The 23,930-nt window shown below is 65.7% G+C and carries 22 protein-coding genes and 2 pseudogenes; 13 read left to right on the top strand and 11 right to left on the bottom strand.

Features of this window, described 5'->3' with window-relative positions:
* Positions 1 to 17 precede the first annotated feature (17 nt).
* Together ABD974_RS13735 and ABD974_RS13730 are read left to right on the top strand one after the other, a co-directional pair.
* The gene (locus ABD974_RS13735) at positions 18 to 1,643 is read left to right on the top strand and encodes an FMN-binding glutamate synthase family protein (protein WP_345303998.1); all 1,626 of its coding nucleotides are present in this window, start codon (positions 18 to 20) and stop codon (positions 1,641 to 1,643) included.
* 41 nt (positions 1,644 to 1,684) lie between these two features.
* Positions 1,685 to 1,903, top strand: coding sequence for a hypothetical protein (locus ABD974_RS13730; RefSeq protein ID WP_345303892.1), 219 nt, complete (start codon positions 1,685 to 1,687; stop codon positions 1,901 to 1,903).
* 52 nt (positions 1,904 to 1,955) lie between these two features.
* Here the strand turns inward: ABD974_RS13730 and ABD974_RS13725 are convergent, their stop codons facing one another.
* The 4 genes from ABD974_RS13725 to ABD974_RS13710 all read right to left on the bottom strand — a co-directional run bounded on the left by ABD974_RS13725 (position 1,956) and on the right by ABD974_RS13710 (position 7,590).
* The gene (locus ABD974_RS13725; protein WP_345303891.1) at positions 1,956 to 3,782 is read right to left on the bottom strand and encodes a DUF885 domain-containing protein; all 1,827 of its coding nucleotides are present in this window, start codon (positions 3,780 to 3,782) and stop codon (positions 1,956 to 1,958) included.
* A gap of 249 nt (positions 3,783 to 4,031) precedes the next feature.
* On the bottom strand, positions 4,032 to 4,802 hold the full coding sequence (locus ABD974_RS13720; RefSeq protein WP_345303890.1) for a queuosine precursor transporter: 771 nt from the start codon (positions 4,800 to 4,802) through the stop codon (positions 4,032 to 4,034).
* Entirely contained in the window at positions 4,799 to 5,497 is a 699-nt protein-coding gene (locus ABD974_RS13715) for a DUF502 domain-containing protein (RefSeq protein ID WP_345303889.1), read from the bottom strand. The genes ABD974_RS13720 and ABD974_RS13715 overlap by 4 nt, the downstream gene beginning before the upstream one ends.
* Positions 5,498 to 5,541: 44 nt before the next feature.
* A complete protein-coding gene (locus ABD974_RS13710) occupies positions 5,542 to 7,590 on the bottom strand; it encodes a bifunctional serine/threonine-protein kinase/formylglycine-generating enzyme family protein (protein ID WP_345303888.1) in 2,049 nt (682 codons plus the stop codon).
* Between the two features lie 122 nt (positions 7,591 to 7,712).
* Between ABD974_RS13710 and ABD974_RS13705 the strand changes: the two genes are divergently transcribed.
* Positions 7,713 to 9,113, top strand: coding sequence for a hypothetical protein (locus tag ABD974_RS13705; RefSeq protein ID WP_345303887.1), 1,401 nt, complete (start codon positions 7,713 to 7,715; stop codon positions 9,111 to 9,113).
* On the opposite strand, the gene ABD974_RS13700 is transcribed toward ABD974_RS13705, so the two are convergent.
* From ABD974_RS13700 to ABD974_RS13685, 4 genes are all read right to left on the bottom strand, one after another.
* Positions 9,105 to 9,551: a DUF4442 domain-containing protein gene (locus ABD974_RS13700; RefSeq protein ID WP_345303997.1), complete on the bottom strand. Its 447-nt coding sequence runs from the start codon at positions 9,549 to 9,551 to the stop codon at positions 9,105 to 9,107. The genes ABD974_RS13705 and ABD974_RS13700 overlap by 9 nt on opposite strands.
* A gap of 34 nt (positions 9,552 to 9,585) precedes the next feature.
* A complete protein-coding gene (gene trxA, locus ABD974_RS13695) occupies positions 9,586 to 10,455 on the bottom strand; it encodes a thioredoxin (RefSeq protein ID WP_345303886.1) in 870 nt (289 codons plus the stop codon).
* A 92-nt stretch (positions 10,456 to 10,547) separates the two neighbouring features.
* Positions 10,548 to 11,444, bottom strand: a complete 897-nt coding sequence (locus ABD974_RS13690) for a spermidine synthase (RefSeq protein ID WP_345303885.1) — start codon at positions 11,442 to 11,444, stop codon at positions 10,548 to 10,550.
* Positions 11,434 to 12,111 carry a fused MFS/spermidine synthase gene (locus tag ABD974_RS13685; protein WP_345303884.1) on the bottom strand — a complete coding sequence of 226 codons (678 nt, stop codon included), beginning with the start codon at positions 12,109 to 12,111 and terminating at the stop codon, positions 11,434 to 11,436. The genes ABD974_RS13690 and ABD974_RS13685 overlap by 11 nt, the downstream gene beginning before the upstream one ends.
* A 132-nt stretch (positions 12,112 to 12,243) precedes the next feature.
* Between ABD974_RS13685 and ABD974_RS13680 the strand changes: the two genes are divergently transcribed.
* From ABD974_RS13680 to ABD974_RS13665, 4 genes are read left to right on the top strand one after another with little or no spacing between them, the layout of a single operon-like run.
* A complete protein-coding gene (locus ABD974_RS13680) occupies positions 12,244 to 12,879 on the top strand; it encodes a hypothetical protein (RefSeq protein ID WP_345303883.1) in 636 nt (211 codons plus the stop codon).
* Positions 12,876 to 13,307, top strand: a complete 432-nt coding sequence (locus ABD974_RS13675) for a DUF2178 domain-containing protein (RefSeq protein WP_345303882.1) — start codon at positions 12,876 to 12,878, stop codon at positions 13,305 to 13,307. Before ABD974_RS13680 ends, ABD974_RS13675 begins: the two co-directional genes overlap by 4 nt.
* Positions 13,304 to 13,522, top strand: a complete 219-nt coding sequence (locus tag ABD974_RS13670) for a helix-turn-helix transcriptional regulator (RefSeq protein WP_425562695.1) — start codon at positions 13,304 to 13,306, stop codon at positions 13,520 to 13,522. The genes ABD974_RS13675 and ABD974_RS13670 overlap by 4 nt, the downstream gene beginning before the upstream one ends.
* Positions 13,519 to 14,166 carry a DUF998 domain-containing protein gene (locus ABD974_RS13665; RefSeq protein WP_345303881.1) on the top strand — a complete coding sequence of 216 codons (648 nt, stop codon included), beginning with the start codon at positions 13,519 to 13,521 and terminating at the stop codon, positions 14,164 to 14,166. The genes ABD974_RS13670 and ABD974_RS13665 overlap by 4 nt, the downstream gene beginning before the upstream one ends.
* Here ABD974_RS13665 and ABD974_RS13660 read toward each other — a convergent pair.
* The 3 genes and pseudogenes from ABD974_RS13660 to ABD974_RS13650 form a co-directional block, all read right to left on the bottom strand.
* The gene (locus ABD974_RS13660; protein WP_345303880.1) at positions 14,114 to 14,365 is read right to left on the bottom strand and encodes a SemiSWEET transporter; all 252 of its coding nucleotides are present in this window, start codon (positions 14,363 to 14,365) and stop codon (positions 14,114 to 14,116) included. The genes ABD974_RS13665 and ABD974_RS13660 overlap by 53 nt on opposite strands.
* Positions 14,365 to 15,675 carry a metal-dependent hydrolase family protein gene (locus tag ABD974_RS13655; RefSeq protein WP_345303879.1) on the bottom strand — a complete coding sequence of 437 codons (1,311 nt, stop codon included), beginning with the start codon at positions 15,673 to 15,675 and terminating at the stop codon, positions 14,365 to 14,367. Before ABD974_RS13655 ends, ABD974_RS13660 begins: the two co-directional genes overlap by 1 nt.
* Before the next feature lie 85 nt (positions 15,676 to 15,760).
* Positions 15,761 to 17,278, bottom strand: a pseudogene (locus tag ABD974_RS13650) (type IV secretory system conjugative DNA transfer family protein); the annotation flags it as partial.
* 681 nt (positions 17,279 to 17,959) lie between these two features.
* Here ABD974_RS13650 and ABD974_RS13645 point away from each other — a divergent pair.
* From ABD974_RS13645 to ABD974_RS13620, 6 genes and pseudogenes are all read left to right on the top strand, one after another.
* On the top strand, positions 17,960 to 18,865 hold the full coding sequence (locus ABD974_RS13645) for a lytic transglycosylase domain-containing protein (RefSeq protein WP_345303994.1): 906 nt from the start codon (positions 17,960 to 17,962) through the stop codon (positions 18,863 to 18,865).
* Positions 18,866 to 18,956: 91 nt separating this feature from the next.
* Positions 18,957 to 19,343 carry a TrbC/VirB2 family protein gene (locus tag ABD974_RS13640; RefSeq protein WP_345303878.1) on the top strand — a complete coding sequence of 129 codons (387 nt, stop codon included), beginning with the start codon at positions 18,957 to 18,959 and terminating at the stop codon, positions 19,341 to 19,343.
* A 191-nt stretch (positions 19,344 to 19,534) separates the two neighbouring features.
* Positions 19,535 to 19,921 carry a TrbC/VirB2 family protein gene (locus ABD974_RS13635; protein ID WP_345303993.1) on the top strand — a complete coding sequence of 129 codons (387 nt, stop codon included), beginning with the start codon at positions 19,535 to 19,537 and terminating at the stop codon, positions 19,919 to 19,921.
* Positions 19,914 to 20,222, top strand: a pseudogene (locus ABD974_RS13630) (VirB3 family type IV secretion system protein); the annotation flags it as partial. The gene ABD974_RS13635 and the pseudogene ABD974_RS13630, both read left to right, overlap by 8 nt.
* Positions 20,223 to 20,536: 314 nt before the next feature.
* Entirely contained in the window at positions 20,537 to 22,999 is a 2,463-nt protein-coding gene (locus ABD974_RS13625; protein WP_345303877.1) for a VirB4 family type IV secretion/conjugal transfer ATPase, read from the top strand.
* Between the two features lie 110 nt (positions 23,000 to 23,109).
* The gene (locus ABD974_RS13620; RefSeq protein WP_345303876.1) at positions 23,110 to 23,892 is read left to right on the top strand and encodes a hypothetical protein; all 783 of its coding nucleotides are present in this window, start codon (positions 23,110 to 23,112) and stop codon (positions 23,890 to 23,892) included.
* Positions 23,893 to 23,930: the final 38 nt, after the last annotated feature.

Here is a 23,930-nt window from a genome sequence, read left to right as displayed (position 1 = left end):
TCCTGTCGGGGAGTTCCATGTCGCGCTACGCCGTCTATCTCGCCAGTCTCCTGCTCACGCTGCTCTCGCTCGCGGCGGTCGTCTTCTTCGGTGCGGGCTGGATCTGGCTACCGGCCGTGTTCGGAGCCTTCGCCGCTCTCGGCACCTGGGATCTGCTGCAGCGTCGCAGCACGCTGCGGCGCAACTATCCGATCCTCGCGCATTTCCGCTTCGGCCTGGAATCCATCGGCCCGGAGATGCGCCAGTATTTCATCGAATCCGATACCGCCGAGGTGCCTTATTCGCGCCAGCAACGCGCATTGATCTACCAGCGCGCGAAAGCCGAAAACGATACCCGGCCGTTCGGTACCCAGCAGGACGTGTACGGCAGCGAATACGAATGGATCAACCATTCGGTGATGCCGAGCGAGATTCCTTCGACCGACTTCCGGATCCGCATCGGCGAGGAGACCGCGCAGCCCTACGACGCCAGCGTGTTCAACATTTCCGCGATGAGTTTCGGCGCGCTGTCGGCCAATGCGATCCGCGCGTTGAATGCGGGCGCCAGGCGCGGCGGGTTCTATCACGATACCGGCGAAGGCTCGATCTCGCCTTACCACCGCGAACACGGCGGCGATCTGGTTTGGGAGATCGGCAGCGGCTACTTCGGATGCCGCAACGACGACGGCAGCTTCAGCGAGGCGCGTTTCGCCGAAAACGCGTGCGATCCGCAGGTGAAGATGATCGAGCTGAAACTCTCGCAGGGCGCCAAGCCCGGTCACGGCGGCGTGCTGCCGGCAGCGAAGGTCAGCCCCGAGATCGCCACCACCCGCGGCGTGAAGCAGGGCGTGGACTGCGTCTCGCCGCCGCGGCATTCGGCGTTTTCCACGCCGATCGGCCTGCTGCAGTTCGTCGCCCGGATGCGTGAACTGTCGGGCGGCAAACCCGCCGGCTTCAAACTGGCGATCGGCCATCCCTGGGAGTGGTTCGCGATCGCCAAGGCGATGCAGGAGACCGGCGTGCTGCCAGATTTCATCGTCGTCGACGGCGGCGAGGGCGGCACCGGCGCGGCGCCTGCGGAGTTCATCGATCACGTCGGTTTGCCGATGCACGAAGCCTTGATGCTGGTCCACAACACGCTGGTCGGGATCGGACTGCGCGACCGCATCCGCATCGGCGCGGCGGGACGGATCGCCAGCGCCTTCGACATCGCGCGCACCCTGTCCATGGGCGCGGACTGGTGCAACGCCGCGCGCGGTTTCATGTTCGCGCTGGGCTGCATCCAGGCGCAGAGTTGCCATACCAGCCGCTGTCCCACCGGCGTCGCCACCCAGGACCCGTCGCGCTGGCGCAAGCTCGACGTGCCCGACAAGGCCACCCGCGTCCATCAATTCCATCGACACACGCTGAAGGCGCTGGGCGAACTGCTCGCCGCCGCCGGGCTGTCCCACCCTTCGGAGCTGGGGCCGGAGCACATCCTGCGCCGGGTGTCGCCGACCGAGGTCAGATCGCTTGGCGCGCTCTACCGTTTCCTCGCGCCGGGCGCCCTGCTGGACGGGAGCGCCGATCATTCCGTGTTCCGCGATTACTGGGACGCCGCGCGCAGCGATGCGTTCGCGGCGCCGGAACGCGTGCGCGCGATGCGCGCCAGCAAGTCGTACTGAAGGCCGCTGGCCGCATGTCGCATGCATCCCACAGGAAAGCGGTGCGCGATCCGACGCGTCCCTTCATGCATCGCGCCTCGCATGCGCGTTCGTGCGTCAATCATGTCGCCGCGCGGCTTGGAATGTCGCGTGATGACGTGATCGATCTTGTCATGGCCAGAACGGACATCGATTTGCGCATGCCGGCCGATGAAGAGGCGCTGCTGAAGGCATTCGAGACTTTGGAAGCGATGACCTGCGACGATCCCGCGAAGCCTTGAAGACGACGCCCGCTTGCGCGGGCGTCGTTCGCTGTGGCGGCGAGCGTCGGGCTCAGCCTTTCTTCTGCGCCGCGATCCAGCGGTCGATCTTCGCTTCCAGCACGTCCAGCGGCACCGCGCCGTCCTTCAGCACTTCGGCATGGAACGCGCGCGGGTCGAACTTCGCGCCCAGCGCGGTCTGCGCGCGGCGCTTGAGCTCCTGGATCTTCAGCTCGCCGATCTTGTAGGCCAGCGCCTGCGACGGCCAGGCGATGTAGCGCTCGGCTTCGGCGGTGGACTGCGTTTCGCTTTCGGCGGAGTTGTCGAGCATGTACTTGATCACCTGCTCGCGGGTCCAGCCCTTGCTGTGCAGACCGGTGTCGGTGACCAGACGGATCGCGCGCCACAGTTCGTTCTGCAGATAACCGAAGTAGTCGTAGGGATCTTCGTAGACGCCCAGCGACTTGCCCAGCGATTCGGCATAAAGGCCCCAGCCTTCGACGTACGCGGTTTCGCCGCCGAAGCGCCGGAACGCCGGCACGTTCTGCAGTTCCTGCTGCAGTGCGATCTGGAAGTGATGGCCCGGAATGGCTTCGTGCAGGTAGAGATCTTCGGCGTCCCAGGTCTTGCGGCTCGGCAGGTTGAAGGTGTTGACGTAGAAGATGCCGGGACGCGTGCCGTCCTCGCTCGGACCCTGATATTCGCCGCCCGCGGCGGATTCGGCGCGGAACGGTTCGACCGGACGGATCTCGAAGCCGGCCCTCGGCTTCAGCGAGAACTGTTCGCCGATGCGCCGGTTGATCTTCTCTTCCAGGCCACGGTAGTGCTTCAGCAGGGCTTCTTCGGACGGATACTCGAAGCGCTTGTCTTCGCGCATGAACTTGAAGAAGTCCTGCAGCGATCCCTTGAAGCCCACCTCGGCCATGATCTTGCGGATCTCGCCGTGGATGCGCGCGACTTCATCGAGGCCGATCTGATGGATCTGCGCCGGGCTGAGGTCGGTGGTCGTGCTCTGGCGCACATTGAAGGCGTACCACTCCGCGCCGCCGGGCAGTTTGTCCATGCCGACGCTGTCGCGCGTCGCCGGCAGATACTGGTCCGCGATGAAGGCGCGCAGCTTGCGGAACGACGGCATCACCTGCTTCGCGATCATGTCGCGATAGGCGGCGGTGAGCCGGGCTTTGTCGGCCTCGGAGAAATCGGCGGGCATCGCCTTGATCGGGCCCCAGAACAGGGTGTCCTCGGGCTGGTCTTTCACCAGCGCATCGATCTGCGGCACCACTTTCACCATCAGTGCGCGCGGCTGCACCACGCCGGCCTTCATGCCGTCGCGCATGTTGCCGATCATGCTGTCGACCAGCACCGGGAGGCGATTGCCGCGCGCCAGCCAGTTCTCGTAATCCTTCACGGTCTTGAAGGGCTGCGCGCTGGTGCCCGAGCCGAGCATCGCCGCATACGTCACCAGGCTGCCCATCTGGTTCACCGGCAGCATCCAGCCCGGGAATTTCTCGCTTTCCAGCGCGTCGCGGGCGTCCTCGACGAAGATTTCGTAGCTCAGCAGATCCTGGCCGCTCAGTCCGCGCGGCCCGATCGCCTCGATCCGCTTCAGCCAGCGCTGGGTGAACGCGACGCCTTCCGCGCGGAATTCGGCGGAATAGAAGTCCGGCATCTGGTCGTTGTAGCGGGCGTCGCCCTGGAACGTGGCCTGGATCGGGTTGAGCTTGAGCGTTTCCTCCCAGTATTCGGCGTAGAGGCGGTTCAGCTGCTGCGCCTTGGACTCGGCGGTCTGCGTGGCCGCGGCGGCTTGGGCGGGCTGCGGATGCAATCCGGCGCCGAGCAGCGCGGTGGCGATGGCGAACGCAAGCAACGCGTGCGAACGGGGGGAGGAACGATGGTGCATGGCGGACTCCGGCGATGGCGGCCTGGTGGCGGCAGTGTTGACCGCGACGGGGTCGCGGGGTGACGCAAGCCTCGCCGCTGGCGGTCGCGAAGGCATCGGCCAAAGGTCATTGCGACGACTGTCCGCCGTCCTCGCTGCGTCTGGTCTGCAGCGCGCGGATGCGGGCGACGCTTCCGCACTCGATCGGCCGAGTCCGGTCGGTCGGGTTCAGTCGGCCGGGTTCAGTCGATCGGGTTCAGTCGATCGGATTCATTCGGCGGCTTCGTGCCGCAACTGGTCGGCGCGCGCGGCGCCGAGGTAGCCGATGATCGCCCGGCGCATCAGATACACCAGCGGGATCAGCGCGACCGCGGCGAGCATCTTGTAGGCGTAGTTCACCGTGCTCACCGCCATGAACAGCGAGGTCGGCCACTGCTGCGGGCCGAGCACGAAGGCGATGTACAGCACCACGAAGCTGTCCACCAGCTGCGAGACTGCGGTCGATCCCGTCGCGCGCAGCCAGACGAAACGCTCGCCGGTCGCGCGGCGGATGCGGTGGAACACCGAGACGTCGATCAGTTGGCCGAGCAGGAACGCGATCACCGAGCCGCCGATGGTCCACAGCCCCTGGCCGAACACCGCGGCGAACGCTTTCTGGTAATCCGGCACGCCCTGATCCTTCACCGCGTCGACCCACCAGCTGGCGGGGGCGAGATGGATCGCGGCGAACGCGAACACGAAGCCGTACAGGATCAGCGCCACCGCGATCCAGGAGATCATGCGGACGCCGCGCTTGCCGTAGAACTCGTTGATCACGTCGGTGAACACGAACACGATCGGCCACAGCAGGGTGCCGGCGGTGAAGTTGAGCGAACCGCTCTGCCCGAACAGATTCCACGCCAGCGGGTCGATGCCCAGGGTGTCTTCCAGCGCGAAGATCTTCACGCCGATGAATTCCGCCAGCACGGCGTTGACGCAGAAAAAGGCGGCGAGGGCGATGAACAGCCGGGTCGCGCGGTCGTCCAGCAAATGGGCGCTCATGGCGATGACGTCTCCGCGTCTGCGTGGGTGGTCGGCGGCGGTGCCGAAAACGGGATCGAATCCGGCGCCACCGCGCCGCCGCTGATGATGAAGCTCATGGCCTGATCGACAGTCCAGTCGGTCGGCGTCATCTTCTCCACCGGCACGATCTCGAGGTAGCCGGAGGTCGGGTTCGGCGTGGTCGGCACATAGACGGCCGCGAGTTCGCGGCCGGTGCCGACTTCCCGCATCACCCGGGTGACGAAGCCGAGGGTCTTCATTTCGGTGTGGGGGAAGTCGATCAGCACCACGCGCTGGGTGCCGTCGGGTTTGGTCTGCAGGATGTCCAGCAGCTTGCGTGCGCTGCCGTAGATCGTGTTGGCCAGCGGAATGCGGGCGATCAGCGCTTCGAACCAGCGCAGCAGGCGCTGGCCGAGCACGCGCCGCGCGAGCCAGCCCGACAGCAGCACGGTGCCCACGGTGGCGATCAGGCCGATCGCGGTCTTCACCCAGGCCTGGGCCAGCCAGCCCAGCGCCTCGGGCGCGGCCAGGACGAGGTTCTGCAGCAGCGGGTCGACGAACGGTCGGCTGAGATCCGACAGCAGCACGAAGACGAACTTGACCACCACCCACGTGAGCCAGATCGGCAGCAGGGTCAGGAGTCCGGTGATGAACAGGCCCTGCAGGCGGCGGCCGAACGAGTGGGGATGCGACATGCCGCGATTGTACGGGCTCAGGTCAGTCGCCGAGTCGCGGCCGCTTACAGCTCGCGCACCAGGCGGAACCCCACGTCGTCGTAGCCGCGGGTGGCGTCGAGCGGACGGCCGCCGCCGGCGCCGCGCCAACTGCGGCCCGAGGTCATCCGTCGTGCGCAACTGCCGCCGGCGCAGTCGTTCAGCCATTCGGCCACCGCCTTGCCGTTGTCGCTGCGCGCGGCGGCCTGGGCCTCCGCGGCGCTGGGCAGGCGGTAGCGCAGCTTGCTGCGTTGGCTCTGCCAGCGCGCGAAGGCTTCCGCGTCCTGCCACGAGACGCAGACCACCGCGCCGGCCCCGGACTGCTCGAACCCCGGCGTCTCCCAGGTGCGTGGCGCCAGTACCCGCAGCAGCGAGGCCTTCTCGCGACACAGCGAGGCAGGGCGCCCGGTGGCCTTGGCGAATTCGGAATAGTCGTTGCGGGTGACCGAATTGCGCGAGACCGCGACCAGTTTGCCCCCGGCCTGGACCAGGGTCATGTCGCCGACGGTATCGGCCACGCGATCGCCGGGCTGGGCGATCTTCGCGGCCCGCGCCTGCAGCGCGGCGACCTGGGCGTTGTCCATGCCGAGCGTCTTCGCCGATGCGACCACGCGCTGCGCGGCGGTGCGGTCGAGTTTCTGCTGTGCCTGGTCCATCCGCGACGACAGCGTCGCGCCCAGGCGTTTGCGCACCTGCGCCATCTGCGCGTTGCCGCCGCTGCGGTCCTGTTCCGCCAGCCGCGTCATCCGGCTGACGAGGTCGCGTACGGCGGTGTCTTCGCCCTTGCGCAGGCGCTGCTCGGTCTCGTCGCCCAGCGCCGCGAACAGGCGATTGCTCACCGCCGCCAGGCCATCGTGGCTCGGATCGGTGCGCCAAGCCGTCATCACGCTGTCGTAGGCGTTGTCTCCGGACGGTGCGATCAGCCTGCGCTGCTGCAACTGGCGCGTCGCGTCGACGATGAAACGCTGTGCGGCGGATTCGGGCGCCGCGCGCAGCATCGAATCGGTCGGGTCGGGCAGCGGCGCACCACGCGTCGGGTCGAGATCGGTCGTCGCAGGCAACGCCGTGGCGATGGCGGGCGCGCTCGCGGTGTAGCGCGCGAACGCGCGCTCGGTGCTCTGGCGCTCGAGATGCATCAACAGCGCGATCCCGCCGCCGATGGCGGCGACGACCACGGCGGCGATCGCGAGCTGCTTCGGGCCCGTCCGGCTGCGCATCCGCGCCAGCGCGGCCCGCAGCGGCTGTTTCTGCGCATGCGGCACCCGCCGCAGCGCGTCCTGCATGTCCTGGGCGTCGGTGAAGCGTTCGCCCGGCGATTTGGCCAGCGCGCGGTTGAAGAACCGCTGCCAGTGGGCCAGATGCGGCGGCAGGCGCGGGATCGGATCCTGCACGTGCTTCAGCGCCATCGACAGCCCGTCTTCGGCCTTGTAGGGCAGGCTGCCGGCCAGCATTTCCCAGGCCAGCACGCCGAGGCTGTACAGATCCGCGCGCGGGTCCACGTCGGTGCCGCGCGCCTGTTCCGGCGCCATGTAGGCGGTGCTGCCGACCGCGACGCCGGCGGTGGTGACGCGCGCGCCGTAGCCGCGGCGCAGGGCGATGCCGAAATCGGTGAGCATCGGCCGCTCGGCCTCGTCGAACAGTACGTTCTCGGCCTTGACGTCGCGATGCACCACGCCGCGGCCGTGGGCGTAGGCCAGCGCCGAGAGCAGGGCTTCGAGGATTTCGCGGACGCGGGATTCGTCGCGGGTGAGATTGCGTTTGCCGAGGTGTCCGCGCGGGAACACCGGCATGGCGTAGTAGGGCTGGCCTTCGCGCGTGCGCCCGACCTCGTGAATGTGGACGATGTGCGGATGATCGAGACGCGCGATCGTGCGCGCTTCGTTCTCGAACCGGCGCCGGCCGATCTCGTCGGTCAGCACTTCCTGCCGCATCACCTTGATCGCGACTTCCCGTCCCAGCGACAACTGCTGGCCGAGATAGACCGTGGACATGCCGCCATGTCCGAGAATGCGCAGCAGCCGGTAGCCGGCGACTTCCGGCATCCCGTCCTGCTGGTCCGTGTGTGTCGAACCCATGTACCGCTCCCCCTGCGTGCCCGTCGAGCATACCCAAGGGCGGCTTCGGAGTGAATGCGCGCCTGCGCCGGTTTGTATGACGGTATGCTCAGGCCGACGAAAAAACCATCGGAATCCTGCATATGCCGCTGAAAAAATGGGCGAAACGATTCGGATCGGCGGTGCTGATGCTGGCTTTGGCCGTGGCCGGACTCTGGACGGTGTCGCGGCTGATGGGCCCGACGGACGCCCAGGAGGCGGCGCTGGCGAGGATGCGGGACATTCCGCCCCTGAACGGGCGCAACGCCTTTCCGGCGTTGTGGCTGGTCGCCTACGACATGCCGGAAGCCGAGCACGACGACTGGCTCGCCGAGGATCTGCGTCGCCACGCAGCGGGACAGCCGCCGGGCGGGGCATACGATGCGGCGGAGAAGGCGCACGCCAGCGCCGCCGAGCGGCGGTATGCGGACCGGATGCCGTCCCCGGACGAATTCGATCTGTTCTGCGGCAGCGCACCCGGATGCCTGGATCGGGTCGGCGCCGATCGTGGGCGCTATGCCGACCTGCTGCGCCGCCACGCGGCGCTGCTCGATCGAGTGGAGGCGCTGTCGGCGTATGCGGGGATCCGTCATGCCGGCGGCGAAAACATCCTCGGGACGCTGATTCCTCCCTACCAGGCGGCGAAGTTGCCGGCCACGCGCCACGCGCTCGACTTCGTGGAGGGGCGTCGGGATCGGGCGTTCGATGGTACCTGCCGGGCGATCGCGACATGGCGGCGTCTGGGCGCCGACAGCGACAGCCTCATTTCGCGCATCATCGGCGTCGCCTATGCGGCCGATCTGTATGGCGGCCTGTTCGTGGACATGCTCGCGCGGACGCCGCGGGATGTCGCGCTGCCGGCGTCCTGCGCACAGGCGTTCTCCGCGCCGGCCGACGGCGAGTTGTCGCTGTGCATGGCGATGCAGGGCGAACTGAAATTCATGCAATCGGCCGTCCGCATGGCAGATGCGAACGTATCGACTTCGGAGCGGTTGACGATGCTTTTCGGATTGAGCGCGGACATGACCGAGGCCGAGCGCGCGGAGCAACTCGCCTTCCACTGCAGCGCGGAAGCGCAGCGTGCGATCGCCGCCGACACACGCATCGAACGCAACGTGCCCGAGCCGGGTTTCCTGCGTTTCGAGTGCGTGGGCAATCCGGTGGGGTGCATGCTCGCGAATATCGCCCACGGCAGTCTCGACGGTTACGGCGATCGTATCCAGGACGGCAACGCGAAATTGCGGCTGATCGCCGAACTGTTGCGGATGCGTGCCGATGGGACGCCGCCGGAACAGGTCGCGGTGCGCCTGCGGACGGTGCAGGACCGCGTGGGGTCGCGGCTGCGCGCGCTGTCCCTGGGCGAGGACGGCCGGACGCTGCGCATGCGCAATTACGAGACCAGTCGCGGCGAATTCACCGAGATTCCCCTGCCGCCGTATCTGCAGTCCGCGTCGTCCGGAAGCGTGCCTTCGAAAGCCGCGGCGTCGAAACCGGTCTCACCCTGAGGCCGGCGCGTCCTTCTTCCTGCGGATGTAGAGCTGCTTGCGCACCCGCGCCACGACGTCGCCGTCGCCGTTCACGACATCGGTCTCGCACCAGCGCAGATATTTCTCGCCGCCCGCGGTGGCGGCGCGGATCTCGTCCAGCATCGCGTCGTCGATGCGGAACGTCGCGCGCACCGTGCCGCGGCCGGGCTTGAGGAATTCGATTTCGCCGGCCCTGTCCCAGACGATGTAGTCGCTGCCGATGGCGTGGATCGTCAGCAGCATCCAGAACGGATCGGTCATCGCGAACAGGCTGCCGCCGAAATGCACGCCGACGTAATTGCGGTTCCACCAGTGCGCGCGCAGTTCGACGTCGGCGCTGCGCCAGTCGCCGCCGATGGCGCGCACGCGCACGCCGGCGAAGAGGAACGGCGGCCACACGTTCAGGAGACGCCGCAGGGCGCGCGGCGAGAGATTCGCGAACACGCGCGGGTCAGACCAGCAGCAGCGACGACATCCTGCGCCGGTACTGGCCGACCAGATCTTCGTCCTCGATCACCCGAAAGGCGTCGATGAGGGCCTTGCGCGGCAGGCCGTCCTCGTAGCCGCGGTCGCGGCGCAGCATCTCCAGGAACGCTTCCAGTCCATCCTGCGAACGACCGGCGACGATGTGGTGCACGCCGAGCAGGTGACGCGAACGCAGATCGCCCGGATCGGCGTCGATCGCGGCCTGCAGGGCCTCGGCCGGCGGCGCGTCCTTCAGCAATGCGGCGAAACCCAGGCGCGCACGCGCGCGAACGGCGCGGTCGTCGGTGGCGAGATTGGCGGGCAGGCCATCGAGCAGGCGCTCGGCTTCGCCGGCATCGCCGGTCTGCAGCAGCGCGAGCACCAGTTCGAGTTTCAGTTCGTCCTTGTCCAGCGCGGCCGCGATCTCTTCGCGCAGTCGTGCGACTTCGGCCTGCGGATCCACCGCCGCGGGGGCGGTTGCTTCCGGTTCGGGCTCCGCGGCGGCCAGCGGTTCGATGCCGTGGTGTTTGAAGAATTCGCGCAGCTGGCCTTCCGGCAAGGCGCCCTGGAAACCGTCGACCAGCTGTCCGTCCTTGACCAGCACCACGGTCGGGATGGAGCGGATCTGGAACGCCGCGCCGAGTTCCTGCTCGGCTTCGACATCGACCTTGCCGAGCACGAAGGCGCCGCCGTATTCCGCCGCCATCTTTTCGAGGATCGGCCCGAGGATCTTGCAGGGTTCGCACCAGCCGGCCCAGAAATCCAGCAACACCGGCGTCTGCAGCGACCGCTGCATGACATCGGCCTCGAAATTCCGGGCGGTGGCGTCGAACACGTGTGGGGTGGGGGCGGACATGGGCGGTTCCGTGAGCGTGGATGCCCTCTATTGTGCCAGCGGCGGCCGTTTCCAAGGGCGGAACAACCCACGTCGTTGGGGGCGATTGCGTTCTATTCGTGCCCGAACAGCAGGTTCGCCGGCGAATACTGATCGGTCAGCGGACGCACGCCCGTCGCCGGCGGTTGCGGCCAGGCATCCAGTTCGCCGGCGAAGATGCCGACCTCGGCCAGACGCGGCTGCAGCGCCCGTCCGCGCGCGCGCATCACGTCAGGCGCGGGCAGACCGTCGCGGCCGGCGAGGATGATGCGGTTGCCCAGCATCATGTCCACGACGCGGGTCTCGCCGAACACCGATTGATAGGTCGCGGCTTCGTACGGCGCCAGCGGCCCGCGCGCGAAGGTGTTCGAGGCCACCACGCCGCCCGGCGCGAGCAGCGCCTTCACTTCGGTGATGAATTCGCGGGTCATCAGATGTTCGGGCACGTACACGCGCTCGTAGGCGTCGATCACGATCAGGTCGTAGCGCGCGCCGGCCCGCAGTTGCCGGCGCACGAACACGCGGCCATCGCCGATCCGGGTGTGCAGGCGCGGGTCTTCGCGATAACCGAAGCGTTGCCTGGCGACGTCCACGACCGCGGGGTCCAGCTCGACCACGTCGATGCGCAGGTCGGGGTCGATCCGGCGCATGGCGGAGGGTATGACCCCGCCGCCGAGGCCGATCACCAGCACCCGGCGCGCGCCGGGATTCGCCAGCAGCCCGGCGAACACGCCGCGGGTGTAGGGCACGGCCAGCCGGGTCGGCGTGCGCAGCGAGATGCAGGTCTGCATGCCGTTGCGGCGCGCGAACGACATGCAGCGGTATTCCTCGTTCTCGGTGACGATGATGTCGCGGTACATCGATTTCTGGCGATGCACGATCCGCCCGCCTTCGACATGGTCCGACGGCGCGCAGCCGGCCAGCACCACCGTCAGCGCGAGCGCGAACAGCGCGGAAAGATCAGTACGCACGGCGACGGTCGCTGGCCCAGAGCGCCGCGCCGATCGCGAAGGAGATCGCGATCAGGCCGATGACGATCGTGTCGATCTCGAACAGCAGCACGAGATAGAACGTGGTCAGGATGGTGCCGCCCGCCGAGCCGAGGGTCGAGGCGAAATACAGCCGGCCGGCCGATTGTCCCGATTTTTCCAGATCGCGGATCAACAGCCGCACCGCGTACGGCGAGACCATGCCCGAGAACAGCGTCGGCGCGCCGAACATCAGCAGCGCGGCCAGCAGCGCGCCGTAGCGGGGGTCTTCGATGGCGAACGACAGCGCGTCGAAGGCGGCGTCGCCGAAGAACACGATCGGCAGCGCCAGCAGCGCTTCCGCGATCAACAGCAGGCCAAGACCGGTCAGCGACGGCGTGCGCAGCGACAATTGGCCGCCGATCAGATATCCCACCGCCAGCGCGGCCATGAACACCGCGATCAGCGCGCCCCAGACGAAGATCGAACTGCCGAAATAGGGCGCCATCAGCCGCCCGCCCAGCAGTTCCACGCCCATCACGAAGAAGCCGCTCCAGCCGGCTGCCAGATACAGCGCCGGGTTGCGCCAGCCCGGGGCCGGTGCCGCGGTTTCGGGCATTGCGCTGGGCATCGCCGACGGGTCGACGGCATCGGGCAGGGTGGCGGGCATGCGGTGAGTTCCATCCGGGATGCCGGAATTGTGCCAGCGGGCGCATCCCGCCGGTCAATGTAAAAAAGGTTTGACATTGATCATTCGAAATGTATGCTTCACATTACATAAAGTAATTCGAGGGTGACTTTCATGGGCGCGCCGATCTGGGGGCGTTGGATATCGATACTGGCCGCGGGCGGCGCCCTGTGGCTGTTGCTGGCAGGGCCCGAGGCTGTCCTCGGCTGGGACACGGGCCGGGTCGGGATGATCCTTCTGGCCGGCAGTGCCTGGGGCCTGCTGTACACCGTGTCACGGATGCCCCGGGAAGCGCTGGCGGGTTCGGCATCGCCCGCGGAATGGCAGGCCCGGGTGGGGACGGGTTTCATCGTGGCGGCGATGCTGTACTTCTTCTCGAAGATGCCCGTTCTCGACACTCCCGCGATTGCGCACGACCCCGACGCCGCCGCGGTCGGTCGCAATCTGGTGATGCTGCTGATCGCCTGGGCGATTCTTTCGAGCGTACTGGCGTCGCGCTGGAAAGGGGCGGTGGAGGCGGACGAGCGCGATCGCGAGATCGCCGCGAAAGCCGCCGGTTGGGGTCATGGCGCGCTGATCTTCAGCATCGTGGGGATCGCGGTGATGTTGGGCTTTCCGTCGGAAAAGCTCGAATGGGCCACGCCGCCGATGATCGGCAACGTGCTGATCTTCGCGCTGATGTGGGGCTGGCTGTGCGAGTACGTGGCGACGCTGGCGTATTACCGGAGCGACAGGAAGGGGGCTGCATGAACAAGCACGAGACCTACGCGTGGTTTCGCGTCGTCTTCATCGGAACGGCCTGCGCCTGGTTGTGCTGGCGACTGTTCTTCGCCGATGCGACCGGCGGTGCCGACATCTGGGATCGGAACCGCGAGACGATGTCGATCGTGTCCTACGCATTCGTGTTCGCGATGGCGGTGTTCACCCGTCCCGGCAAGGGCGTGGTCGCGGATGAACGCGACCGGGCGATTTCCGCATTCGCCGCCAAATCCGCGCTGGTTGCGCTGAGCCTGGTCGTGCTCGTGTCCGCCACGATCATCGGCACCGAGGGACATGCGGATCTGCTCACCGCGCGATCGAATGGCTGGTTCGAACACTATCTGTTTGCCTGCGTGATGTTCGGTTGGTGGGTTGAATCCGCGATCTGCGTGTTCCATCACTGGCGGGACCGTCGATGACGGCGCCTCCCATCGTCAACCAGATCCGCCGTCTGCGTTTCGATCGCGGCGAGATGACCCAGGAAGCGCTGGCGCAGGCCTGCGGCGTGACTCGGCAGACGATCATCGCGCTCGAAGCCGGCCGCTACACGCCGTCGCTGGAACTCGCGTTCCGGATCGCACGTACGTTCGGCGTCGGCGTCGAGGACGTATTCCAGTGGAGGGACGCGCCATGAATCGATCGCGGCGCCTCGCGGCGCATGCCGCGCTCTGGGGATTCGTCGCGGCCGCCGCGTTCTGCGGTGCGCGGCCCGGCGCCGTCTCCTCCGGCTTCTCGCATCGCAGTCATCCTTTGGCCTGGCTGGGCGCGGGGGGGATGCCGGAGGCGACGGTCTTCAATCTCGCCGGTTTCGTGATTCCCGGCCTGCTCGCGGCCGTCGCGCTCTGGTCGCTGCGCTCGGCCTTGCCTGCACAGGCGCGCTGGAGCGCCAGGATCGGCGCGCAACTGACGATGCTCTCGGCCCTCGCGTTCGCCGCTCAGGGGCTGTTGCCGCTCGACCTCGAAGATCCGGACGGCGCCGCGAACGCGGCGCATGGGTTGGCCTGGACGCTGTGGTGGTCGACCTTCGCCGTCGGCGGCCTCGCGCTCGGGCTCGGATCGCGCCGGGCATCGGCGTTGCGCCCCGGTTTCGCGGCGGCGGCGGTCGTCGCCGCGATCGCGATTCCGGCGCTCGCGCTGCTGGCGCCGATCTGGTGGCCGAACGCGTTCTCCCAGCGGGCGGCGTTCGTGCTGTGGTTCGTGTGGGTGGCGTGGGCCGCGGGTGCGGCTAACCGTGCTTCAGTTTCAGGCCCAGGATCGTCGCCGACAGCAGAAAGGTGACGATGTTCGCGAGGATCATCGGCACCGAGTTCAGCGCGATGCCGTAGATCAGCCACATCGCGATGCCCGCGGTGAACACCACGTACATGCCCAGCGAGATGCTGCGCGTGTCGCGTGTGCGGATGGTCTTGACCGCCTGCGGTACGAAGGCGAGGGTGGTCATCGCCGCCGCGAGGTAACCGGCCCATTCCATCGACATCACTCGTTCTCCGCGCCGCGGGTGGCGTTTTTGTGGATCACGCCGTCCTTCATCACGAAATCGACGTTCATCACCGCCGAGATGTCCGCCAGCGGGTCGCCGGGCATCGCGACGATGTCCGCGCGCTTCCCCGGCTCGATCGTGCCCTGGTCGTCCACGCCGAGCACGTCGGCCGCATGCACGGTCGCCGACTGCAGCGCATACGCGGCGGGAATGCCGGCTTCGACCATCAGCACGAACTCGCGGGCGTTGTCGCCGTGCGGGCCGACGCCGGAATCGGTGCCGAACGCGATCTTCACGCCGCCGCGATATGCCCGCCCCGCGGTGTCCTGGATCAGGGCGCCGATGCGCGCGGCCTTCGGGCGCACCACTTCGGGGAAATAGCCGTCGATCTTCGCCTTGTCGGCGACGAAGCGGCCGGCGGAGATGGTGGGGACGTACCACGTGCCCTTCTGCTTCATCAGCGCCATGATCTCGTCGTTCATGTAGGTGCCGTGCTCGATGCTGGCGACGCCGCCGAGCACCGCGCGCTTCATGCCCTCGGCACCGTGCGCATGGGCGGCAACGCGATAACCGTAATCCTTGGCGGTCTCAACCACCGAACGCACTTCCTCCACCGTGAACTGCGGCGCATCGCCGGAGCGGGCGTAGCTGAGCACGCCGCCGGTGGCGGTGATCTTGATCACGTCGCTGCCTTCCTTGTAGCGCTGGCGTACGGCCTGGCGCGCGTCTTCGACCGAATTGATCACGCCCTCGGTGGGGCCGGGCGGCCCGACCAGATGCGCCAGCGCCGAGTTCATGCCGTTGGTGGGATCGGCATGGCCGCCGGTGGTGGCGATGGATTTGCCGGCGGCCCAGATCCGCGGGCCTTCGATCAGCCCCTGGTTGATCGCGTCGCGCAGATGCGGGGCGACTTCGCCGCCGAGATCGCGCACGCTGGTGAACCCGGCCATCAGCGTCTTGCGCGCGAAATTGACGCCACGCAGCGCGAAGTCGGTGTCGTCGAGGCGGAACCCCTCTTCGTAACTGCGGGGGCTGGATTGGCTGCCGAGATGGACATGCAGATCGGTCCAGCCCGGTGTGCAGGTGTGCCCGGAGAGATCGATGGGCCGCGCGCCGGCGACGTCGATCCGCCCCGCCTTCACCTCGGAAATCTTGCCGTCGCGCACCACGATGGTGTGCGCACCGAGCATCCTGCCGCTGCGACTGTCGAACAGCTTTTCGCACTGCAGTGCGGTATCGGCCGCCATCGCATGCAGCGGCGCGAGGCAGGCGAGGGCAAGGGCGGCGGCGAGTGCGGTGCGGGGCATGGCGGGACTCCTCGGAGACGTCCCGCGATCATAACGCGATCCCGGTCGTGCGCCGCCGTGCACGGCGCGCCGACCGGGCGGGCGATCAGAGATTGATCACCATCGGTTCCACTTTCACGGACGGCAGCAGCCGCGCGGTGAAGTATTTGTCCTGGAAATACTTGATCTTGTCGCACATCACCGGATGCGGGATGCCTTCGTAGAAGAAGATTTCCTTGTCGAAGCCGATCGCCTTCAGTTCCTGCGGCAACATCAGCGCGCGCCGCTCTTCGGACTCGCTGCGGCTGAACTCGCGGCCGCGCGTGAAACTGTCCTTGCGCACGGTGGTGTAGCCCAGCATTTCCGAATAATCGTTCGCGTCCTGCTGTTCGCGCGGCGCGTACACGATCTGCAGCGCGTGGTTGGTGATCATCGTGCGCGACAGGTCCTTGCCGTAGGTGGCGTCGAGCTGCGACATGCTCTGGATGATCGGCAGCAGGCGGATGTTGTAGCCGGCCATGTACGACACCGCGGTGGAGATGATGTCGACCTTGCCGATCGAGGTGAATTCGTCCATCAGCAGCAGGCACTGATGCTTCAGTTCCTTGTTGTTCTGCGGCAGTTCCTTGGTGTTGATGTTGATCAGCTGGCTGAAGAAGAGGTTGATGATCAAACGGCTCTCGGCCAGCTTGTTCGGCTGGATGCCGATGTAGATCGTCATCTTCTTCTTGCGCACGTCGGTCAGCAGGAAGTCGTCGGCGCTGGTCACCGCGTCGAGGATCGGGTTGATCCAGGCGTTCAGCGGTTCCTTGAAGGTGCCGAGGATCGACGCGAAGGTCTCGTCGGCCTGCGACAGCATGCCGGCGAACGCGGTCTTGGCATGGCTGCTCAGGAACGGGCGCTGCGCCAGGTCCTTGAGGAAGGGCTTCAACTCCTGCTTGCCGTCGCCCGAGGACAGCCGGTAGATCGCGCCCAGGGTCGGCGGCTTCGAGAACGGGAAGCCGATCTTCTGGTCGTCGTCGTATTTCTCGAACAGGTAGAGCGAGAAGGCCATGAATGCATTGCGGGCCTGGCTGACCCAGAATTTCTGGTCCTCGGCGCCGTCGGGATACAGCATCGCCGCGATGCTCATCAGGTCGGAGACGCGGAACGCCGGGTCGTTCGAGACGTAGGTCAGCGGATTCCAGCGATGGCTGCGGCGGTCTTCGGCGAACGGATTGAACAGGTAGATTTCATGACCGACGCTGGCGCGCCAGCCGCTGGTCAGGTCGAAGTTTTCCTGCTTGATGTCCAGCACCACCATCGACTCCTGGTAGTCGAGCAGGTTCGGAATCACGATGCCGACGCCCTTGCCCGAACGGGTCGGCGCGGCGAGGATCACGAACTGCTGGCCGCCGAGGCGGACGATCTTGCCGCCGAACTTGCCGACGACGATGCCGTTGGCGTGCGGCTTGAACATGCCTTTTTCGGCGAGATCGCCGCCGGTCGCGAAGCGCGCGTCGCCGTGCAGGGTGCGCTGCTTCGGGATCAGCGCCATGATCGTCAGCACCAGCCAGCCGCCGACCGGCAGGCCGAAGCCGATCGCGCCGCTGATCTTGATCTTCTTGGCGTAGGGCAGGACCTGGGCCTGGTCGATGACCCGGAAGTAGTTCCACCAGGTGTTCCAGTGCAGTTCGGTGCCACGCAGTTTGAGCATCATCAGGACGATGTAGCCCGACAGATACAGGCCGGCGGCGACGGCGGCGATGAACAGGATGCCGAGGAAAACGGCTTTGGCTTTGGTGTTGGAGTTCTGGCTGCTCACGGGGTGGCGTCCTGCGGAAATTCAGGGGTCCGGGGGAGGGCGGGGGAGATGTGCGAAGGCGGTTGGTCGAGCGCCGATCTGCGGCGGCAACGGGCAGGTTCCACTGGCGATCGGGTCGACGGGTCGTGCGGCTCGACGGAGATCGGGCGCGCGCAGCGAATTGTTTCAATTGCAACCGTTTCCAGCGACAACGCCATGCATCCGCCCCCCTGTCGACCGCCGACGATCTTACGGCATTCGGCCGCGGAGACCGCAAGGAGATGCGAGACACGTGTCCTCTCGCGTGTATATCAATACGTATGCATCGGCGGCTGGGTTGATCTGAGACGCATTGCATGTTTTGAAGTATTCTTGGCTCGCAACTTTCGTTGACAGGCCAATCGGCCCTGTGGACCATGGGCTCGGGCAAATGGAGGAATTGGGGATGCCCCGATTTGCAAACCACAACCGCTGCTGGATGCACGCAGCTTCTGATCGGAGGGGTCCGCCTTGTTGCCGGGTATGGAACTGATGGGCTGCCAAGGGCTGGCCGTTCCCACCGAAGTGATGCACCACGTGGTGAGGGTCGAATCCTCCTACAACCCGTACGCCATCGGCGTGGTCGGTGGCCGCCTGGTGCGGCAGCCGAAGAATCTGCCGGAGGCGCTCGCGACCGTGCGCATGCTCGAAGGTCGTGGCTTCAATTTTTCGATCGGCCTGGCCCAGGTGAATCGCTACAACCTGGACAAGTACGGTCTCGATTCCTATGAAGAGGCCTTCGAGCCCTGCGCGAATCTCACCGCGGGTTCGAAGATCCTGGCCGAATGCTACCGGCGTGCCGGTGGCGACTGGGGCAAATCCTTCAGCTGCTACTACTCCGGCAATTTCTCCACCGGCTACCGCCACGGCTACGTCCAGAAGATCTACGCGTCCATCCGCCAGGGCCGCGCGGTCGAGGCGGAGCCCGCCGCACCCGCCATCGAAGTGGTCGGTCGCGCTGCCCGTCGGTCGGTACCGGTTTCGCGGCACCCGCTATACGAAGGCGCCGCCGCACCGGCCGCCGATGCTGCGCAGACGGCCAGCGCCGCCCCAGCTGCGCCTGCCCGGCGCGACCGTGTGAGCGCCCGCATCGCCGCGCCGACCTCCCGTATCGAATCCGCTGTCCAAGACGCCGCTGCGCCCGTTGTCGCGTCTGCGCTTCCGGCCGAGCCGCCCGCGGCGCAGGTTGCGGCGGCGCCTCCCTCCATGCCGGCCGAAGTCGCCATCGCGCGCGCGGTCCCGGCCTCCAATCAGGTCGGCGTCGCCCGTGCGGTCGTCGCCGAACCTGTGCCGGCTCCCGAGCCGCAGGCCGCGAAGCGGCGGGATCGGGGTTCGGACAAGGCGTTCGTCGCCAGCAATCCAGATCAGGACGATGCTTTCGTGTTCTGATCTTCGCGTTCCAACATGTCCGAGCCGGTGCCTGAACGGACATGACATTGCGTTACACATGTTCCACCCCCTAACCATGGAGAGTAACTGAATGAAAATGTCCAACCCTCAGGCCAAGCGCCAGATGTCTTCGCTGTTGATGGCCATCGTGTTCGTGGCCGTCCTGGCTGTGCCGAACATGCTGTTCGCGCAGACCTTCGAAGGCGCCGACCAGCGCGTTTGCGGCTTCTTCGATGACGTTCGCGGCCTGCTGAACATGGCTTCGGTGGCCATCGTCACCATCGCCGTGATCATCGCCGGTTACCAGATCGCGTTCGCCCACAAGCGTATTTCGGACGTCGCTCCGATCCTGATCGGTGGCCTGCTGATCGGCGCCGCCAGCCAGATCGCCGGCATGCTGCTCCTCGGCGACGGCGCCACCGCCGACTCCGACTGCACCGCGATGCTCATGAACGCTCTGCCGGTGGTCGCAGCCTAAGCGACAGGTACCCTGCAGACTTGCCCGGTCGCCCGTTCGCGGGCGACCGGGATTGAATGTCCCTGGTTCGTCTCTCCAGCCGTGCTTTTCGCGGCATACTGCGGAGCTTCGATGCGGAGACGGGTGACGGGCCGGGCATTTTCGTGCAAACCAGTGTCCATCCAACCTGCTCTTCAAGAGGAGATCAATCCATGAAAGTCTTCAATCGCCAGACCAAGAACCATGTCTCGTCGCTGCTGATGGCCGCCGTGTTCGTGGCCGTCCTCGCCGTGCCGAACATGCTGTTCGCCCAGACTTTCGAAGGTGCCGACCAGCGCGTGTGCGGCTTCTTCGACGACATCCGCGGCCTGCTGAACATGGCTTCGGTGGCCATCGTCACCATCGCCGTGATCATTGCCGGTTACCAGATCGCGTTCGCCCACAAGCGCATTTCGGACGTCGCTCCGATCCTGATCGGCGGCCTGCTGATTGGCGCCGCGAGCCAGATCGCCGGCATGCTGCTCCTCGGCGACGGCGCCACCGCCGACTCCGACTGCACCGCGATGCTCATCAACACCCTCCCGGTCGTCAATGCATAAGAACGTCCTCTTCCGCGGTTGCACCCGTCCCGCCATGTTCATGGGGGTGCCGGTGGTGCCCTTCTTCATCGGCGCGGGCGGGTCCCTGCTGATGGCGGTGTATTTCGGCCTGCAGTATCTTCTGCTGATTCCGGTCGTCATCTTCGTGATGCGGCAGATGGCGCGACGGGACGAAATGATCTTCCGGCTGCTCGGGCTGAACCTCCAGTTCAAGCTTCGGGCGCGGAACGTCAGGGACCACGGGGGAATGTGGGTGTTTTCCCCCAATGCATACCGCAACACGCAACCCGGCGCCAAACGCAAGATGTCGGGCCCGTTCATCATCAGCGGCAAGATGAGCGGACCGGGCAAGAACCCGCGCCGGGAGGCGTCCAAAGCGTGATCCGTCGACCGTTCCGGAAGCCGTCTCGCGCGGACTTCCGGAACGGCGACAACCCAGGGGCCGATCCGGCGGATTCCGGAATATCCGGGGTCCATCCCGCGATCGCGTTCCGGGGCGTTGTAAGAGAAATCGCTGCAAATGCTTCAGACGGTCGCCTTGCGGCCGTCCCGCCCCGGCGAGACTCCAACTCCCGCCGATCTCGTTGACCCGCAAGTATCGACCCAGCCAGGCGCATGTTCAGTCCAGACACCTCCATCAGCGAGTTCGTCCCGTTCTCGTCGCACGTCTCGTCCTCGGTCATTAAGACCCGGGATGGCGACTATCTGATCTCATGGCACCTCGAAGGGCTGCCCTTCGTCGGTCGCGAGGAATGGGAGATCGAGCACCGCCACAACACCTTCAACCGGCTGCTGCAGACGCTGCGCGCGCCCGACTTCGTGAATGTGGCCTTCTGGATCCACGACATCCGCCGCCGCAGGCGGATCAACGTCAAGAGCCAGTTCCGGCAGCGCTTCAACCAGGAGATGTCCGACGCCTACTACGGCGCACTCTCCTCGCAGAAGATCATGCAGAACGATCTGTATCTGACCATGATCTATCGCCCGGTGGTGGCAGGTAAGCGGCTCATGGAGAAGACCGCCGATCACGCCAAGCTGAAGGCCGAAGAAGAGCAGTCGATCGCCAAACTGCAGGAACTCGCCAGCAACGTCGAAGCGGTGATCAAGGACTATTCGCCCTACCGCCTTGGCATGTATGAAGGCGCCAACGGCGTGGTCTTCTCCGAGACCCTCGAATTCCTCGGCTACATCCTCAACCGCATCGAGGAACCGGTGCCGGTTCTGCATGCGCCGATCTACAACTATCTGCCGATCAGTCGGCACATGTTTTCGGCGAAAAGCGGCGATTTCGTGATCAATACGCCCAATGGCGTCAATCACTTCGGCGCCATCCTCAACGTCAAGGAATACGTCGACGGTACCTTCCCGGGCATTCTCAACGGTCTGAAATATCTCGATTTCGAGTACGTACTGACCCATTCCTTCAGCCCGATGGGCCGTCAGGATGCGCTCAAGGTACTGGAACGCACGAAGGGCATGATGATCTCATCCGGCGACAAGGCGGTCAGCCAGATCGTCGAGCTGGATTACGCGATGGACCAGTTGTCCTCCGGCAACTTCGTCCTCGGCGAATATCACTTCATCATGACGGTCTACGCCGACAGCCAGGAATCCCTTGCGCAGCGCGTGGCCACGACCCGCGCGGAACTGTCCAATGCCGGTTTCGTCTCGTCGAAGGAAGACCTTGCGGTCGCATCGTCCTTCTATTCGCAGATGCCGACCAACTGGAAGTACCGCACCCGCATCGCCAACGTCAGTTCGCTCAATTTCCTCGGCCTGTCGCCGTTGCACAACTTCGCTTCCGGCAAGCGCGACAACAATCCCTGGGGCGAATGCGTCACCACGCTGCAGACGACCAACGGCCAGCCGTACTATTTCAACTTCCACGCCACGCATCCGGCCGAGAATTCGCTGGGCGAAAAGGCCATCGCCAATACGATGGTGATCGGTAAATCCGGTACCGGTAAGACCGCGCTGATCAATTTCCTGCTCAGCCAGGTCCAGAAATACAATCCGTCGCCGACCATCTTCTTCTTCGACAAGGACCGCGGCGCCGAGATCTTCGTCCGCGCCTGCGGCGGCAACTATCTCGCCCTCGAGAACGGCCAGCCCACCGGCTTCAATCCGTTCCAGTGCGAGCGCAACGAAGCCAACGTCCAGTTCCTGGCCGACCTGGTCAAGGTGCTGATCGGCAAGAAGCAGTACACCTCGCGCGACGAAGAGGACATCTTCCGCGCGGTCGAGAACATGCTCGATACGCCGATGCATCTGCGCAGCATGACGAACTTCCAGAAGAGCCTGCCCAACATGGGTGACGACGGCCTCTTCGCGCGCATGCGCAAATGGACCAACGCTGGTTCGCTCGGCTGGGTCTTCGACAACCCGGTCGACACCATCGACCTGCAGAAGGCGAACATCATCGGGTTCGACTACACGGACGTCATCGACAATCCGGAAGTGCGCGTCCCGGTCATCAACTATCTGCTGCACCGGCTGGAAGAGCTGATCGACGGCCGCCCGCTGATCTACGTGATGGACGAGTTCTGGAAGATCCTCGACGGCGAAGGCGGCCTGAAGGAATTCGCCAAGAACAAGCAGAAGACCATCCGTAAGCAGAACGGCCTTGGCATTTTCGCGACCCAGAGTCCGGAGGACGCGCTCAAGAGCTCGATCTCGGCGGCCCTGATCGAACAGACCGCGACGATGATCCTCCTGCCGAACCCGAACGCCAGCCGCGAGGATTACATCGAAGGCCTCAAGCTCACCGACGCCGAGTACCTGGTGGTCAAGGGGCTGGACGAGCGGTCCCGCTGCTTCCTGGTCAAACAGGGCCATGCCTCCAGCGTCTGCCAGCTCAATCTCCGTGGCATGGACGATGCCCTTGCGGTCATTTCCGCGTCGACCGACAACATCGAGATCCTGCACCAGGTCCTGGCTGACAAGGCCGAGGCCAAAGGTAGCTCCCAGAACGACCTGCACCCCGACGAATGGCTGGACGACTTCTATACGAACCGCAAGGGTTCCGGCAAGAAGCCCACCTCGTCGTCCGGAAACGGCCGTCGGGCGGCTGGCGCTTGACAGCGTGACCGGAATCGCGTTTTAACTCGTTCTATAAGATACTGGTTCGGCTCCCATTCACCCAAAATCCGATCGCAACAGATTCAGGAATCCACACTGGAGGTGCCCTCATGAAAACCGACCGCAAGTCCCGTACCGCACGCAAGGCTCCGTTTCTGACCAGCCTGGCGCTGGCCTGCGCACTCATGACCGGCAGTGCCGGAGCAGGTATCCCCGTCACCGACGTGGGCAACATGCCCAACCACATCATCACCCAGATCCAGTCCTATCTGAACCAGCTGAACACCCTGACGTCCAAGATCCAGGACGCCACCCAGTACGCGCGCGAAATCCAGCACATGACCCAGCAGCTGACCTCGCTGGACCAGATGTTCGCGTCGCTGGGCCTGGCCTTCACGCCGATCGAGGAAAAAAGCGCCGCCGAATTGAGCGCAGCGATCACCCAGCGCTGCAACAGCAGCGGCGGCGGCTTCAATCCGATGATGTTCCTCACCGAAGTCCTGAACCTGAACGGCGATATCGTCGCCCAGCAGAAGACCAAGTGCGTGCAGATCGTCAGCCTGCAGTTCATGCAGTTCAACGAACAGGTCAAGATGCTGAAGAAGCTGCAGCGTGCGCAGACCGATATCCAGCGCCTGAATGGCCAGCTCGCCTCCGCGAACACCAACGGCAAGATGGACAGCAACATCGGCGCCGCGCAGAGCGTCATGACCCAGTTGCAGGCCGATGCGCAGTACACCGAGACCGTGATCCGGACGTACGAAGGCATGATCAAAATGGTCGAGGAAGACCAGCGTCAGCTCGCGAAACGCGCGCTGAAGGGCGAGTCCAGCATGCTCGGCACCATGATCTCGACCGGCGCCTTGGCCACCGCCCTCGAAATCGCCGACTGATTTCGAGAGTGCTCTCTTGGCGACACGGCGTGCGGTCG

This window comes from Lysobacter hankyongensis (genome assembly GCF_039543145.1).
GTDB lineage: Bacteria > Pseudomonadota > Gammaproteobacteria > Xanthomonadales > Xanthomonadaceae > Lysobacter_I > Lysobacter_I hankyongensis.
This window is presented reverse-complemented; position numbering and strand designations above follow the sequence as displayed.

Coding starts and splice junctions, on each gene's coding strand:
- ABD974_RS13735 (WP_345303998.1), top strand. CDS start 18: ATGTCGCGCTACGCCGTCTATCTCGCCAGTCTCCTGCTCACGCTGCTC.
- ABD974_RS13725 (WP_345303891.1), bottom strand. CDS start 3,782: ATGCACCATCGTTCCTCCCCCCGTTCGCACGCGTTGCTTGCGTTCGCC.
- ABD974_RS13720 (WP_345303890.1), bottom strand. CDS start 4,802: ATGAGCGCCCATTTGCTGGACGACCGCGCGACCCGGCTGTTCATCGCC.
- ABD974_RS13715 (WP_345303889.1), bottom strand. CDS start 5,497: ATGTCGCATCCCCACTCGTTCGGCCGCCGCCTGCAGGGCCTGTTCATC.
- ABD974_RS13710 (WP_345303888.1), bottom strand. CDS start 7,590: ATGGGTTCGACACACACGGACCAGCAGGACGGGATGCCGGAAGTCGCC.
- ABD974_RS13705 (WP_345303887.1), top strand. CDS start 7,713: ATGCCGCTGAAAAAATGGGCGAAACGATTCGGATCGGCGGTGCTGATG.
- trxA (WP_345303886.1), bottom strand. CDS start 10,455: ATGTCCGCCCCCACCCCACACGTGTTCGACGCCACCGCCCGGAATTTC.
- ABD974_RS13685 (WP_345303884.1), bottom strand. CDS start 12,111: ATGCCCGCCACCCTGCCCGATGCCGTCGACCCGTCGGCGATGCCCAGC.
- ABD974_RS13680 (WP_345303883.1), top strand. CDS start 12,244: ATGGGCGCGCCGATCTGGGGGCGTTGGATATCGATACTGGCCGCGGGC.
- ABD974_RS13675 (WP_345303882.1), top strand. CDS start 12,876: ATGAACAAGCACGAGACCTACGCGTGGTTTCGCGTCGTCTTCATCGGA.
- ABD974_RS13670 (WP_425562695.1), top strand. CDS start 13,304: ATGACGGCGCCTCCCATCGTCAACCAGATCCGCCGTCTGCGTTTCGAT.
- ABD974_RS13665 (WP_345303881.1), top strand. CDS start 13,519: ATGAATCGATCGCGGCGCCTCGCGGCGCATGCCGCGCTCTGGGGATTC.
- ABD974_RS13660 (WP_345303880.1), bottom strand. CDS start 14,365: ATGTCGATGGAATGGGCCGGTTACCTCGCGGCGGCGATGACCACCCTC.
- ABD974_RS13655 (WP_345303879.1), bottom strand. CDS start 15,675: ATGCCCCGCACCGCACTCGCCGCCGCCCTTGCCCTCGCCTGCCTCGCG.
- ABD974_RS13645 (WP_345303994.1), top strand. CDS start 17,960: ATGGAACTGATGGGCTGCCAAGGGCTGGCCGTTCCCACCGAAGTGATG.
- ABD974_RS13640 (WP_345303878.1), top strand. CDS start 18,957: ATGAAAATGTCCAACCCTCAGGCCAAGCGCCAGATGTCTTCGCTGTTG.
- ABD974_RS13635 (WP_345303993.1), top strand. CDS start 19,535: ATGAAAGTCTTCAATCGCCAGACCAAGAACCATGTCTCGTCGCTGCTG.
- ABD974_RS13625 (WP_345303877.1), top strand. CDS start 20,537: ATGTTCAGTCCAGACACCTCCATCAGCGAGTTCGTCCCGTTCTCGTCG.
- ABD974_RS13620 (WP_345303876.1), top strand. CDS start 23,110: ATGAAAACCGACCGCAAGTCCCGTACCGCACGCAAGGCTCCGTTTCTG.